Here is a 14,206-nt window from a genome sequence, read left to right on the forward strand (position 1 = left end):
GGTTTTCTTTCTAAGTCAAAAAATATATAATGTTTATGAGGTCTAAACCTCTTTTACTGAAATTTTGGAATTTGAAAAATTAGAATTTGAATGTTTTACTCCATATTATGATGGTCGTCCATGTCTTTTTGAAGATCCAGATTCCTAAAAGTAGGAGAGATCAGTCCAAAGCCTAAAACAGTTAGAAGTGTGACACTACCTCCAAAAATGACTGAAGTAACAGTTCCCATTAATTTGGCGGTTGCTCCACTCTCAAAGGCTCCCAGCTCATTAGAAGATCCAACAAAAATAGAGTTTACTGCACCCACGCGTCCGCGCATATGATCCGGAGTTTTAAGCTGTAAAATCGTTTGACGGATTACGACCGAAATTCCATCGGCAAGTCCGCTTAAAAATAAAGCAAAAACAGAAAGCCAGAAATAGGTAGAAAAGCCAAATAAGATGATCGATAATCCGAAAACGAATATGGCAATCAAAAGTTTTTTTCCTGCGTTTTTATAGAGAGGTACGTAAGCCGAAACCAGCATTGTTATAAAAGAACCCACGGCAGGAGCGGCTCTTAAAATACCAAATCCTTCTGAACCGACTTTTAGAATATCCTGAGCAAAAATAGGCAATAAAGCTACGGCACCTCCAAAAAGGACTGCAATCATATCCAGTGATAAAGCTCCTAATACAATTTGGTTTCTAAATACAAACGTTAAACCTTCGGTAAGACTGTCTTTTATTGATTCTCCAATCTTCGGATTTATAATAGGCTTTTTGCTGATTTGTGATAAGGCAATTAAGGAAAGTACAGAGAACCCGAAAACAAGACACATCGACCAGTGAACCCCAATCCAATTGATTGAAAAACCTGCAACGGCAGGGCCTAATACAGCACCAATTTGCCAAACTGTACTACTCCAGGTTGCGGCATTGGGATATGCCTTTTTAGGAATTATCAAGGATAAAAGAGAAAAAATAGTCGGCCCGAGGAAAGCTCTGACTAATCCGCCCAAAAAGACTAAGATATAAATGGAGTATAAAATTACATTTGAAGATAAACCGCCAACAATTCTTGGCCAGGTTACCAGAAATAATCCGAAACTGATTACCGAAAAGCCCAGAATACATTTTACCAATAATCCTTTCTTTTCTCTTTGATCGACAATGTGTCCGGCAAATAGTGCCATTGAAACAGCCGGAATAACTTCCATTAAACCAATAATTCCAAGCGATAACGGATTTTTAGTGATGCTGTAAACTTCCCACTCAATTACGATAAACTGCATTGCCCAGGCAAAAACCATCGCAAAACGCAATATTAAAAACACGTTGAATTCTCTGTAACGTAAGGCCTGATACGGATCAGGTTTGGTTGAATTATTTTTTTCCATTTGTTCTGATATCTTTAAGCATAAGTTGGTTCGAAACGGTTCCGTTCCATTCATTTTCGGCCAGAGAATAAGCCAGCTGAAATGAATTTTGATTTTTTGCGAGGTCTAATTTTTTTCCAAGACCAAAGCCTATTGCGGCAATTCCATCTGAATTATTTTGCTTTACGAAAAGCCTCAAATGTTCCTCTTCAGCACCTAAAGTTTTGGCATATCCCGTGTCTTTTATATCCGAAGTCATAAAAACCGGTGTCATATTCTGCGGACCAAAAGGTTCGAATTGTTTTAGGATACGGATTAGTTTTGGAGTGATGTCTCTGAAATTTATTTCAGCGTCAATTTCTATTTCCGGCGTTCGCATTTCCGGAAGTATGGTTGCAGAAACTTGTGTTTCAAAGGCTTCTTTAAAGGTTTTATAATTTTCGGCTTTCAGAGTCATTCCTGCGGCGTACATGTGTCCTCCAAATTGTTCCAGATGTTCAGAGCAGGCATCAAGCGCATTATAAACGTCAAATCCTTTTACGGATCTTGCTGATGCGGCATATTTGTCTCCGCTTTTGGTAAAAACCAAAGTAGGGCGATAGTAAGTCTCGATTAATCTTGAAGCCACAATTCCGATGACACCTTTGTGCCAGTCTTCCTGAAAAACAACCGTTGAAAATCGATCTTGTTCGTTGTTTGCTGTAATTTGCTGAAAAGCTTCTTTCGTAATTTTTTTGTCCAGATCTTTTCGGTCTGCATTGTATTGCTCAATTTCTGAAGCAAATTGCTGTGCTTGTTCAAAATTAAACTCTGTGAGTAGTTCCACAGCATGATTGCCATGTTTGATTCTTCCCGCTGCATTTATTCGCGGAGAGATGATAAAAACAACATCGGTTATGTCTAATGTTTTCTTTTTTACCTGATGTACCAAAGCCTTGATTCCGGGTCTTGGGTCAGAATTGATAACTTGTAAGCCATAAAAAGCCAGAATTCTGTTTTCACCCGTTATAGGTACGATATCTGCAGCAATTGCCGTGGCAACTAAATCAAGATAGGGAACGAGATCGTGAATGGTTTCGTTTCTGTTTGTTCCTAAAGCCTGAATTAGTTTAAAACCAACACCACAGCCGCACAGCTCATCATAAGGATAAGAGCAGTCGTCTCTTTTTGGGTCTAAAATGGCGACAGCATCCGGAAGAGAATCCCCAGGTCTGTGGTGATCGCAGATGATAAAATCAATGTTCCTTTCTTTTGCATAAGCGATATGATCAATCGATTTTATGCCACAATCAAGAGCAATAATTAATGAAAATCCGTTATCATCGGCAAAGTCAATTCCCTTAAAAGAAATTCCGTAACCCTCATCGTAACGATCCGGTATGTAAGTTGCAATATTGGGATAATGTGATTTCAAATAGGAAGAAACCAAAGAAACGGCCGTTGTTCCGTCGACATCATAATCACCAAAAACCAAAATGTTTTCCTGATTTTTAATCGCCAGTTCTATTCTTGAAACCGCTTTATCCATGTCTTTCATCAAAAATGGATCGTGAAGCTGTTCTAATTGAGGGCGAAAGAAATCCTTTGCCTGATCAAAAGTCTCTATGCCACGCTGAATCAAAAGTGTTGCGACAAAATCTTCTACATTTAAAGCTTGTGCTAAATGCTTGATTTTTTCTTCAGAAGGTTTTGGTTTTATGGTCCAACGCATGGTTGATTTTAGATTTTAAATTGTTGATTTTAGATTGCTGATTTCTGAAATCAAAAATCGTTAATCAAAAATCTTAGATAATTATTTTTGTTCTAAAGCATTTCCTTCAAACTGAATTCCATCCCAGCCTAAATTGATGAAGTTTCTAATGTTTTGATGGTTAGTTCCGTTGGGATCGCCCAAAACTTCATCAAAATAGAAAGCTCCAAAACAGGCCAAAGTTTCGTCTTTAGTTAAGTTTTGCAGTTTTGCGAAAGAGAATAATTTGCAGGAACCGGAATTTTCTCCGGCAGCATTATGTTGTATTCCGTTTTGGAATGCAGTTGGAGTGAAGTTGTAGTTTTCTTCAATTATTGCAATAGTTTCCGGGAATGTTATTTCGTTTGGAGTTTGTTTTACTTTCTCTAAAAAGGCTTGTATGCTCATGATTATGGTTTATTTTTGACCACAGATTAGAAGATTTCAAAAGGATTTTTTATTGTTTTTTTCTAATTTAATTTGCTGTCATATTAGTAGCAAACTTCATTATATCAATCAGTGAGAATCATTTTAATCTGTGGCTAATATTGTGTTTTATTCTTCTTCGTTTTTCGAATATTTACTTTTCTTCGTTTCTTTTTCTACTGTTTTTCCGGCAACCACCACGACAATTTCGCCGCGTGGTGCTGTTTTTTCAAAATGTGCTAAAATTTCCTTAGCCGTTCCGCGTACATTTTCTTCATGCAGTTTCGATAATTCTCTGGAGACACAAACTTGTCGGTCTTCTCCGAAATATTGAATGAATTCGGCTAAAGTTTTGACCAGTTTATGTGGCGAAACATATAAAATCATGGTTCGGGTCTCCTCGGCTAAAGTCAGAAAACGAGTTTGACGTCCTTTTTTGTCCGGTAAAAAACCTTCAAAGACAAATTTGTCATTGGGCAATCCGCTATTGACTAAGGCCGGAACAAAAGCTGTGGCTCCGGGAAGGCACTCCACTTCAATTTTATTCTCGACACAGGCACGCGTGAGTAAAAAACCGGGATCTGAAATAGCAGGAGTTCCTGCGTCTGAAATCAGGGCGATATTTTCACCCGCCTTCAGACGTGCAATTAAATTTTCGGTTGTTTTATGCTCGTTGTGCATGTGATGACTGTGCATGTGCGTACCAATCTCAAAATGCTTCAACAGTTTGCCACTGGTTCTGGTGTCTTCCGCCAAAATCAAATCGACTTCTTTCAGAATCCGGATGGCACGAAAAGTCATGTCTTCAAGATTGCCAATTGGCGTGGGAACGATATATAATTTAGACATAATTTTTCTGAATTCTAAATGGATTTATTGGACACGAATTTTACTAATTGACACAAATTTTAAGTGTCTTTAGGAATTTTACAAACAAAAGGTTCGTGCTAATTCGTGTAATTTGTGTTTTAGTTTTTATGAAAATTTCTTTTCTACAATTCCTAAGAAACGTTCTGCATAATCATCTTTTCCATCCCAGTTGTTGTAATCCGGTTTTACCATATCCTCAATAAATTCTTTTGCTTCACCGTAAGTGTCAAAAGTCAGTAACTGATTTAAAACACGGCTGTAATCTTCTGAACTGTTTCCAAAAAGATTTTTAGTGAAGGCAATTCGGTCGTTTAAATCAATGTGAAAACCTTTTGCCAGTTTTTCATTTAGAGTGGCAGCTTTCGGTTCAGCAGGAGTTTCTAATACAGTTGTTTCAACTGTTTTTTGCTCTTTGAACTCATTGATTGACGGTGTTGGAGTAGGAGAAACCGCTTCGAAACTGTCTACTTTTACAAAATGCGCATCGGCATAGTTTACACCTAATATCTCTTCAAAAGAAATGTGAACAGGTTCCGGTTTTGATGGATTTTCTGCTTTTGGTTCCTCTTTTTTCGGTTTCTTTTCTTCTTGTACCTCTTCTGATTTATCCAATTCAAAAGCTGGAATAAAAGCAGGAATTGGTTTAGAATCACTAATAGTTGTAAACGAAAGTTCTGCTATAGTTTCCGGTTCTTTTGTTGTTTCTGAAATTGGTTCTTCCATTTTTTCAACAATTGGTTCGGCTGTGATTTCGGCTACCGGTTCGGCAATGGTTTCTACAATTGGTTCGGCTGCTGTTTCTTCAGGAATTTCTGTTGCTATCTCTGCGAAAATCTCAGGTTCCGGATTTATATCTTCGGAGGGTTCACCAATTGCTTCTTCAGGAGTTTCAGGATCCGGATCTGATTCTTTTGGCGACTCAGCAGTAATTTCTTCAGCAATTACGGGCTCCAAAGTTTCTTCAGTAGCTATTTGTTCAACGATTATCGGAGTTTCAGTCTGAACTTCTGTTGAGATTGCTTCTTCTTTTTCAAAGACAGCTTCAATTTCAGAATGGATTTCGCTGTGGCCAATGGTTGGCTTCAGAGTGTCGAAATTTTCATCTACAAATTTTAAAACCGCTAGTTTTTCATATAATTTCTGCGTTTCAAGATACAATTGATTGATATCGGATTTGTTTTTAAGCTTTAAAATTCGATGAGCAATGCTGATTAAATCGGCTTCCAATTTTTTTTTCATAACTGTTGAAATTATAGTGAATAGGGTATTTTAGTATATTTTGTATTTGAATGTCTTTATTCGTCGCCGAAATCTGAGAGATATTTTTTTATTTCTGTTAATACGCGTTTGCGAATCTTCGATTTGATAAAAATTTTCTACTTTTGAAAAAGTGTAAAAACGCAATTTTTCACGTCGATTTATTACCAGTACAAAGTAATAAAAACTATTCATTTTTAAAGGTAGAAAAATACAAAATGTTTCTCGAAAATACAGTAAATCACAAAGAACAATTTGGTTGGATTGAAGTTATTTGTGGATCAATGTTTTCGGGTAAAACCGAGGAATTAATCCGCAGATTAAAGCGCGCCCAATTTGCCAAACAAAGAGTCGAAATCTTTAAACCCGCTATTGATACCCGCTATCATGACGAAATGGTGGTGTCTCACGATGCCAATGAAATTCGTTCTACTCCGGTTCCGGCGGCGGCCAATATCTCTATTTTAGCACAAGGTTGTGATGTTATCGGTATTGATGAAGCACAATTTTTTGATGATGAGATAGTGACAGTATGTAATGATCTGGCCAATCAGGGAATTCGTGTGATAGTTGCAGGACTTGATATGGATTTTAAAGGAAATCCTTTTGGTCCCATGCCGGGACTTATGGCAACCGCCGAATATGTCACTAAAGTTCATGCGGTTTGCACCCGAACAGGAAATCTTGCCAACTACAGTTTTCGTAAAACCGATAATGATAAGTTAGTGATGCTTGGCGAAACGGAAGAGTATGAGCCACTGAGCCGTGCAGCCTATTTTAATGCCATGAAAAAGATTCAGGATAAATAAATTTTTCTTTTCTTAACAAACAAACGAACAGATGCAGCAACCAACTAAAAAAAAGAATTCAACCATTTTAATAGTGTGTGCAATTGCGGCATTATTGCTGGCTTTGATTGCATATTGTTCTTTTAAAGAGCCTGTAACAGATAAGGAAATGATTGAGTTGGTTGAAAAATACAACGAAAATTGCCCTTTAACCATTCAGGAAGGAATTCGTCTGGATAATGTTACACTGCCTAAAGATAAAGTGGTTCAGTACAATCTGACTTTGTTAAATGTTGAAAAAGAAACTGCCGAAATTGAAGTAATTAAGCGAAATATAGAAGAAAGTCTCCTAAGTACGGTTAAAGCAAATCCGGGGCTTAAAGCTTTTAGAGATAATGATTTTACCCTGATCTATAATTACGATGACAAAAAAGAAAATTATCTGTTTCAGATTACGATAACGCCTAGTCAGTACAAATAATTTAACGACTTTAATAAGTAAACCCGACAGGTTTTTGAAACCTGTCGGGTTTGTTTTTTTCGAAAACGACTGTCAGGCTGAGCGAAGTCGAAGCTTTGCGCATAGGGCTTCGACTTCGCTCAGCCTGACAGAACGATAAACTTGATAAAAACAGTTATAAAACAAAAACCTGTCGGGTTTGTTGTTTTTGAGGTAAAAAAAAACCTAACAGTGTTTAAAAAGCTGTTAGGTTTGTTTAATAGAATATTTTTTTCTTCTTGTAAGAAGATTAAAAACTTAAATTTTCTTCCTCATTCTTGCTACCGGAATGTCTAATTGTTCTCGGTATTTTGCAATAGTTCTTCGGGCAATTGGGTATCCTTTTTCTTTCAGGATTTCGGCCAGTTGATCGTCCGGTAAAGGTTTCTTTTTATCTTCTTCTTCAATGGTATTTTGAAGAATTTTTTTAATTTCTAAAGTAGAGACATCTTCTCCCTGATCATTTTTCATGGCTTCAGAGAAAAACTCTTTGATCAGTTTTGTACCGTATGGTGTTTCTACATACTTACTGTTGGCTACACGTGAGATCGTCGAAATATCAAGACCAACCATATCCGCAATGTCTTTTAGTATCATTGGTTTTAGTTTGGTTTCGTCACCGTCCAGAAAGTATTCTTCCTGATAATGCATGATAGCGTTCATGGTAACAAAAAGAGTTTCCTGACGCTGTCTGATAGCATCGATAAACCATTTGGCCGAATCCAGTTTCTGTTTGATAAACTGAACAGCATCTTTTTGTGCCGATGATTTATCACGAGAATCTTTATACGTCTGCATCATTTCCTGATAATCTTTAGAAACGTGCAGGGAAGGAGCATTTCGTCCGTTTAAGGTAAGTTCCAGTTCTCCGTCAACAATTCTAATGGCAAAATCGGGAACAACGTTCTCCGTTACTTTATTGTTTCCGGTGTAAGAACCTCCGGGCTTTGGATTCAGTCTTTCGATTTCGTGAATGGCTTTCTTAAGCTGTTCGTTCGAAACACCGTATTTCTGTAAAAGCTTGTCGTAATGTTTCTTGGTAAAAGCATCAAACTGATTCTCGATAATATCAATCGCTAAATCAATATATTCGGTTGGAGTTTTGTGTTTTAATTGTAGTAGCAGACATTCTTGTAAATCACGTGCTCCGACTCCCGAAGGTTCGAGCTCATGAATGACATGAAGCATTTTGTCGACCATTTTCTCATCGGTGTAAATTCCCTGAGTAAAAGCCATATCGTCTACAATATCCGGAACACTTCTGCGGATGTAACCCATATCATCAATACTTCCAACAAGGAATTCAGCGATTTCGCGTTCTTCATCATTGAGAATAAAAGTATTCAGCTGATTGATTAAATCCTGGTGGAAACTAATTGGTGAGGCAAAAGGAGTTTCGCGCTCCTCGTCTTCGCTGTAATTGTTAACCTGAGTTTTGTAATCGGGTGTGTCGTCGTCGCTTAGATATTCGTCAATGTTAATGTCGTCTGCTTCGATTCTGTCTGATTCAGCATCATCGTAATCGTCGTAGTCTTCATTGGCAAATTCATCGGCTTCGTATTCGTCTTCTTTACCGGCTTCGAGGGCCGGATTTTCGTTCATTTCTTCCAATAAACGTTGCTCAAAAGCTTGCGTAGGCAATTGAATTAACTTCATCAGCTGAATTTGCTGTGGAGATAATTTTTGGGATAATTTTAGATTTAAAAATTGCTTTAGCATTTGTTTTTGTTAAAAGTTTCAAGTTTCAGGTTTCAAGTTTCTCCTAAAATGAGCACAACCTGAAGCCTGAAACTTGAAACAAATTTTATTATATTTAAAAAACTTAGAACCTCAGTATCTCAGTACCTTAGAACCTTTTTTAAAACTCTGCATTCCCCGGAGTTCTCGGGAAAGGAATTACGTCTCTGATGTTTGTCATTCCGGTTACAAACAATACCAAACGCTCAAATCCAAGTCCGAAACCTGCGTGAGTTGCCGATCCGAATCTTCTGGTGTCTAAATACCATGATAATTCTTCTTCGTCAATTTCTAAGGCTTTCATTTTTTCAACCAAAACGTCGTAACGCTCTTCTCTTTCAGAACCACCAACGATTTCTCCAATTCCAGGGAAAAGAATATCCATTGCACGAACGGTTTCTCTTCCAGGTTCAGTATTGTCGTTCAAACGCATGTAAAACGCTTTAATATTTGCCGGGTAATCAAACAAGATTACCGGACATTTAAAGTGTTTCTCCACTAAATAACGCTCGTGTTCTGACTGTAAATCAGCTCCCCATTCGTTGATGATATATTGGAATTTTTTCTTTTTGTTTGGAGTAGAATCTCTCAAAATGTCAATTGCTTCTGTATAAGAAACACGTTTGAAGTTGTTCTCTAAAACAAAGTTTAGTTTCTCTAACAAAGCCATTTCGCTTCTTTCCGCCTGAGGTTTTGATTTCTCTTCGTCTAAAAGCCTTCCTTCTAAAAATTTCAAATCATCCTGACAGTGGTCTAAAGCATATTTAATTACATACTGAATAAAATCTTCAGCCAGATCCATGTTGTCATCCAGATTGTTGAAAGCAACTTCCGGCTCGATCATCCAAAATTCTGCCAGGTGGCGAGAAGTATTTGAATTTTCGGCTCTAAAAGTTGGCCCAAAAGTATAAATCTGACCCAAAGCCATTGCATAGGTTTCACCTTCTAATTGTCCCGAAACCGTTAAGTTGGTTTCTTTTTCGAAGAAATCTTCTTTATAATTTACTTTTCCGTCTTCTGTTCTTGGGGTGTTGTCAAAAGGTAAAGCTGTAACTTTAAACATTTCTCCTGCACCTTCAGCATCAGAACCTGTAATAATTGGAGTATTTACGTAAACAAAACCTTTGTCCTGAAAATATTTATGAACAGCATAAGACAATACCGAGCGCACACGCATAATAGCACCAAACATATTGGTACGTACGCGTAAATGTGCATTTTCGCGCAAGAAGTCTAAGCTAGGTTTGTTTTTTGGCTGTATTGGGAATTTCTCTGCATCCGAATCTCCTAAGATTTCCAGTTTGTTTACCTGAATTTCGTATTTCTGACCCGCACCTTTACTTTCGATCAAAGTACCAATTACAGAAATAGCAGCACCGGTAGTGATTCTTTTTAAAGTTTCATCAGGTGTATTTTCAAAATCAACAACACATTGTATATTATTAATGGTAGAACCGTCATTAAGCGCGATGAACTGATTATTTCTAAAAGCTCTCACCCATCCTTTTGCATTCACTTCCTGTAACGTCGTCGTACTGTTTAATAAGTCTCTAACTTTTGTGTGTTTCATTTTTATATATAATTGATATTAAGTAATATTCATTTTGAACAACTGCAAATATAATCGATAATAATTAATTTTTGAAGCTGATTCCCGCTCTTCGCTGTATCTTTCTGTTTTTGGCGGCAAAAACAGAAAGGATGCCGCTTCGATCGGGGCTAGTGCTCTCGGTTTCAGGAGAAGCATTTTTTTTATTTTGCGTTTTTATCATTCCGAGGGACGAGGAATTGCACTAGTAATTCCGTAAGGAAATTTGTCAATCTTTGTCGAGTTTCGACTGCGATTCCTCGTTCCTCGGAATGACAAACTATGCGCTAATTTTTATATTTTTCTAAATTTTCATTTAATATTTTAACAAGCTCGGCATGATTTATTTGCATTGATCCAGCAGAAACCACAATTGGCGAACCATAATTGTTAAAATTATATTCTATTAGTTTTCTCTTTATAGCGTTATTTTCGTTTTTTATCCAGTATTCAGGATTGTTAACTTCAATAACGACCATTTTTTGACTTTGTATTTTTAGTTCTGAAAATGCCTCAACATTATTCCATTCAATATTTTGAGCAGGAGTTTTTTTTGGATTGACATTAATTCCATTTTCATCAATAAGAATTAGTAATCTGTTTTTTACTAGCTGTTTTATTGCGGTAAAAAGGGCCATTCCAAAAAGTAAAATCGAGATAATTCCAATTGCTTTTATAAAAATTGGGCTTTTATATCTAAAATTTGCTAAATTTTCAGAATCAATAAAGAACCAGATTCCTCCAGTTACAAAAAGAAGTGATAAAATTAGTAATAAGAATGATTTTTTCTTACTTGAATATATTTCAATCCTTTCCATTGATTAATTCGTGAATTTGTGGCATTTCTTATCGTGTTAATTCGTGCAATTCGTGTTTATCCTTGCAAATTCTCCAAATCCTCTTTCTTGGCTTTCTTTTTCTCAAATGTCAATACCAAAGCAGGTAAAACCAATAGATTCGCAAACATTGCAAACGCTAATGTACAGGAAATTAATCCTCCCAATGCGATGGTTCCGCTAAAGCTGGAAAGCGTGAAAGTGGCAAATCCTAAAATTAAAACCACCGAAGTGTAAAAAGTACTGATTCCGGTTTCTCTTAAAGCACTGAAAACTGATTTTTTTACCTTTCCGTTATTTTGTAATAAATCATGATGGTACTTCGCCATAAACTGAATCGCATTATCAACTGAGATTCCGAAAGCGATACTAAATACCAGTATCGTTGAAGGTTTTAATGGAATTCCAAAATACCCCATCAGTCCTGAGGTGATACAAAGCGGTAAAATATTGGTGATTACCGATGCAAAAACCATTTTGAACGATCTGAACAAGTAAAGCATCAACACAGCAATTACAAGTATCGCAAAGATCAAAGACTCGATTAAATTATCAACCAAATAAGAGGTCCCTTTTTGAAACACTAATGCTTTTCCGGTTACGGTAACTTCATAACGGTCTTTAGGGAAAATTTCATCGATTTTGCTGTGCAGTTTTTTCTCCACTTTTGCCATTTCATCCGTACCAATATCTTTCATGAAAGTAGTGATTCGGGCATATTGTCCGGTTGAATCTACGTAAGCTTTCATCAGATTTTCTTTGCTGTTTTTGGTAGCATTTTTAGCATACGACAAAATAAAAGTCTGTTCCTGCGATGTTGGCAATTGATAATATTCCGGATTTCCGTTATAGAAAGCCTGTTTCGAATACTTCACCAGATTTACAATAGAAACCGGTTTCGCTAATTCAGGCATTTCTGTGATGGTGTTCTGCAATTCATCCATTTTGCGAATGGTAGAGGCTTTCATGACACCTTTTTTCTTTTTGGTATCAATCATAATCTCAAGCGGCATTACACCGTTAAATTCTTTTTCGTAGAAGATGATATCCTTAAAGAAAGAGGCGCTTTTTGGCATTTCGCCAATCAAACTTCCCGAAACTTTCATTTGAGTAACTCCAATAACACTGAAGGCTAACAATAAACCGTAAATGATATAGATTACTTTTCGTTTATTTTTTACCACATTTTCAACAAAATCCAATAGGGTTGAAATGTATGTTTTGGTCAGATGGTACAAATGTTTTTCGCCCGGAACCGACATAAAACTGTAAATGATCGGTACAATTAAAAGCGTCAGGAGGTATACAGAAATAACATTGATAGAGGTAACCAGACCAAATTCAAAAAGCAAATCGTTTCCGGTAATCATAAACGTTGCAAAACCTATTGCTGTCGTTAAATTGGTCATTAGAGTCGAAACTCCAATTTTCGAAATGATACGCTGTAAAGCTTTTGCCTGATTATTATGAAGTTTGATTTCCTGTTGGTATTTATTGATCAGGAAAATACAATTCGTAATTCCGATTACAATAATTAATGGCGGAATAATCGCAGTTAGAATCGTGATTTTATAATGAAATAATCCTAAAGTTCCGAAAGACCAGATTACTCCAACAATCAAAATACAGATGGAGATAAAGGTAGCTCTGTACGAACGGAAGAAGAAAAAGAAAATCAAAGAAACCGTTAATAATGCCGCGCCAATAAAAAGCCCGATTTCACCTTTCATATTGTCAGCATTGATCGTTCTGATGTAAGGCATTCCCGAAACACGCAAATCGATTCCGGTGGTTTTCTCGAATTTATCAATTTTCGGAACCAGATTTTCCAGAATAAATGTTTTCCTTTCAGCAGTGTTTACAAGCGCTTTGTTGATGTAAATGGCCGAACGGATACTGCCGCTTTCTTTGTTGTAAAGCAATCCTTCGTAAAAAGGTAAATTATGAAACAAGTCATATTGTATCTTTTTTAAATATTCCGGATCTATTGCTTTGCTTTGATCGATGAACGGAGCGAGAACAAATTTTTCGTTAACAGTATCTTTTTCCAGTTTCTTTAAATCGTTTAAGGAAACTACTAAATCTACTTCTTTCGATTTTTTAAGACCCGTCATTAATTCGTTCCAGGCAGCATAATTTTTTGGCGTGAAGAATTTTTTATCCTGAAAACCAATTACAACCAGGTTTCCTTCTTCGCCAAACTTATCCAGAAATTTTTGATAGTCTTTGTTTGCAATATGATTTTTAGGAAGCAAGTTTGCTTCGGTATAAGTCATGGAAAGGTTTTTCCATTGGTAACCAAGGAAAATTGTCAGGGCAGCGACCCCAACGAGTATAGAAATTCTATTTTTAAGTATGATTCGGGCTAATTTTTCCCAAAATCCAACTTGTACGGCGTTTTTCATAAAAATTGTAAAATGGATGCAAATGTAGTGAAAAGTGCTCGAAATCATAAATATTCGGCTTGGTTTTTACGGTTTGTTAACACAATTGGACTGCTCCCGTAATCTAAAAATGGGATATTTTGTAGCATTCTACGCTAGGTTTTCTCATATTTGTATCTCATTTAAAAAGGCGTAGAAAATGAATTGGATTTTATTAGTAATCGCAGGACTTTTTGAAGTTGCATTTGCCTCTTGTCTGGGCAAGGCCAAAGAAACAACAGGAATGGTTTCGACTTATTGGATGATTGGTTTCTTCGTTTGTCTTTCTATCAGTATGTTTTTGCTGTATAAGGCGACACAGGTACTGCCTATTGGTACTGCCTATGCAGTTTGGACAGGAATTGGAGCCGTTGGAACTGTTCTGGTTGGAATCTTAATTTTTAAAGAACCCGCTACTTTCTGGAGAATATTTTTTCTTTCAACTTTAATTGCTTCGATTATTGGGCTGAAATTTGTTTCCAGTCATTAATGAATGTTGGCACGCGGATTTTACAGATTAAACGGATTTACGCGGATTGATTTGATATTAATTCGTGCTAATTCGTGACTCGAGCGACAACAAACAGACGAGGTAAATTCGTGGCGAAAAAATAGCATGCAGATTTTGTAGATTAAGCAGATTTACACGGATTGGTTTATTTTTTATGCGATTTAAAACACAATTCAATCTTAAA

12 protein-coding genes are annotated in these 14,206 nt (G+C 36.6%); 3 read left to right on the forward strand and 9 right to left on the reverse strand.

The genetic code is table 11. The features are described 5' to 3' along the window. Positions 1-95 precede the first annotated feature (95 nt). The 5 genes from BHE19_RS07070 to BHE19_RS07090 all read right to left on the reverse strand — a co-directional run bounded on the left by BHE19_RS07070 (position 96) and on the right by BHE19_RS07090 (position 5,622). Positions 96-1,379: an MFS transporter gene (locus tag BHE19_RS07070; protein ID WP_070906482.1), complete on the reverse strand. Its 1,284-nt coding sequence runs from the start codon at positions 1,377-1,379 to the stop codon at positions 96-98. Continuing rightward, positions 1,366-3,069 carry a single-stranded-DNA-specific exonuclease RecJ gene (gene recJ, locus BHE19_RS07075; protein ID WP_070906483.1) on the reverse strand — a complete coding sequence of 568 codons (1,704 nt, stop codon included), beginning with the start codon at positions 3,067-3,069 and terminating at the stop codon, positions 1,366-1,368. The genes BHE19_RS07070 and recJ overlap by 14 nt, the downstream gene beginning before the upstream one ends. A gap of 81 nt (positions 3,070-3,150) precedes the next feature. Continuing rightward, positions 3,151-3,495: a HopJ type III effector protein gene (locus BHE19_RS07080; protein WP_070906484.1), complete on the reverse strand. Its 345-nt coding sequence runs from the start codon at positions 3,493-3,495 to the stop codon at positions 3,151-3,153. 147 nt (positions 3,496-3,642) lie between these two features. Further along, the gene (gene rsmI, locus BHE19_RS07085; RefSeq protein WP_070906485.1) at positions 3,643-4,362 is read right to left on the reverse strand and encodes a 16S rRNA (cytidine(1402)-2'-O)-methyltransferase; all 720 of its coding nucleotides are present in this window, start codon (positions 4,360-4,362) and stop codon (positions 3,643-3,645) included. Between the two features lie 126 nt (positions 4,363-4,488). Further along, positions 4,489-5,622 carry a hypothetical protein gene (locus BHE19_RS07090; protein WP_070906486.1) on the reverse strand — a complete coding sequence of 378 codons (1,134 nt, stop codon included), beginning with the start codon at positions 5,620-5,622 and terminating at the stop codon, positions 4,489-4,491. A 236-nt stretch (positions 5,623-5,858) separates the two neighbouring features. Between BHE19_RS07090 and BHE19_RS07095 the strand changes: the two genes are divergently transcribed. Both BHE19_RS07095 and BHE19_RS07100 read left to right on the forward strand, forming a co-directional pair. Beyond that, positions 5,859-6,449, forward strand: a complete 591-nt coding sequence (locus tag BHE19_RS07095) for a thymidine kinase (RefSeq protein WP_017496250.1) — start codon at positions 5,859-5,861, stop codon at positions 6,447-6,449. A gap of 31 nt (positions 6,450-6,480) precedes the next feature. Next, the gene (locus BHE19_RS07100; RefSeq protein ID WP_070906487.1) at positions 6,481-6,909 is read left to right on the forward strand and encodes a hypothetical protein; all 429 of its coding nucleotides are present in this window, start codon (positions 6,481-6,483) and stop codon (positions 6,907-6,909) included. Between the two features lie 276 nt (positions 6,910-7,185). Here the strand turns inward: BHE19_RS07100 and rpoN are convergent, their stop codons facing one another. The 4 genes from rpoN to BHE19_RS07120 all read right to left on the reverse strand — a co-directional run bounded on the left by rpoN (position 7,186) and on the right by BHE19_RS07120 (position 13,493). Further along, positions 7,186-8,646, reverse strand: coding sequence for an RNA polymerase factor sigma-54 (gene rpoN / locus BHE19_RS07105; RefSeq protein ID WP_070906488.1), 1,461 nt, complete (start codon positions 8,644-8,646; stop codon positions 7,186-7,188). Between the two features lie 139 nt (positions 8,647-8,785). After that, positions 8,786-10,234 carry an asparagine--tRNA ligase gene (gene asnS / locus BHE19_RS07110; RefSeq protein WP_070906489.1) on the reverse strand — a complete coding sequence of 483 codons (1,449 nt, stop codon included), beginning with the start codon at positions 10,232-10,234 and terminating at the stop codon, positions 8,786-8,788. A 305-nt stretch (positions 10,235-10,539) separates the two neighbouring features. Further along, entirely contained in the window at positions 10,540-11,070 is a 531-nt protein-coding gene (locus tag BHE19_RS07115) for an STM3941 family protein (protein WP_070906490.1), read from the reverse strand. Positions 11,071-11,126: 56 nt separating this feature from the next. Continuing rightward, on the reverse strand, positions 11,127-13,493 hold the full coding sequence (locus BHE19_RS07120) for an efflux RND transporter permease subunit (RefSeq protein WP_070906491.1): 2,367 nt from the start codon (positions 13,491-13,493) through the stop codon (positions 11,127-11,129). Positions 13,494-13,671: 178 nt separating this feature from the next. On the opposite strand from BHE19_RS07120, the gene BHE19_RS07125 reads away from it, so the two are divergent. Beyond that, entirely contained in the window at positions 13,672-14,001 is a 330-nt protein-coding gene (locus tag BHE19_RS07125; RefSeq protein ID WP_017496243.1) for a DMT family transporter, read from the forward strand. Positions 14,002-14,206 lie beyond the last annotated feature (205 nt).

Origin of the sequence: Flavobacterium tructae, assembly GCF_001853485.1 — a bacterium.
In the GTDB taxonomy this organism is placed as follows: Bacteria; Bacteroidota; Bacteroidia; order Flavobacteriales; family Flavobacteriaceae; genus Flavobacterium; species Flavobacterium tructae.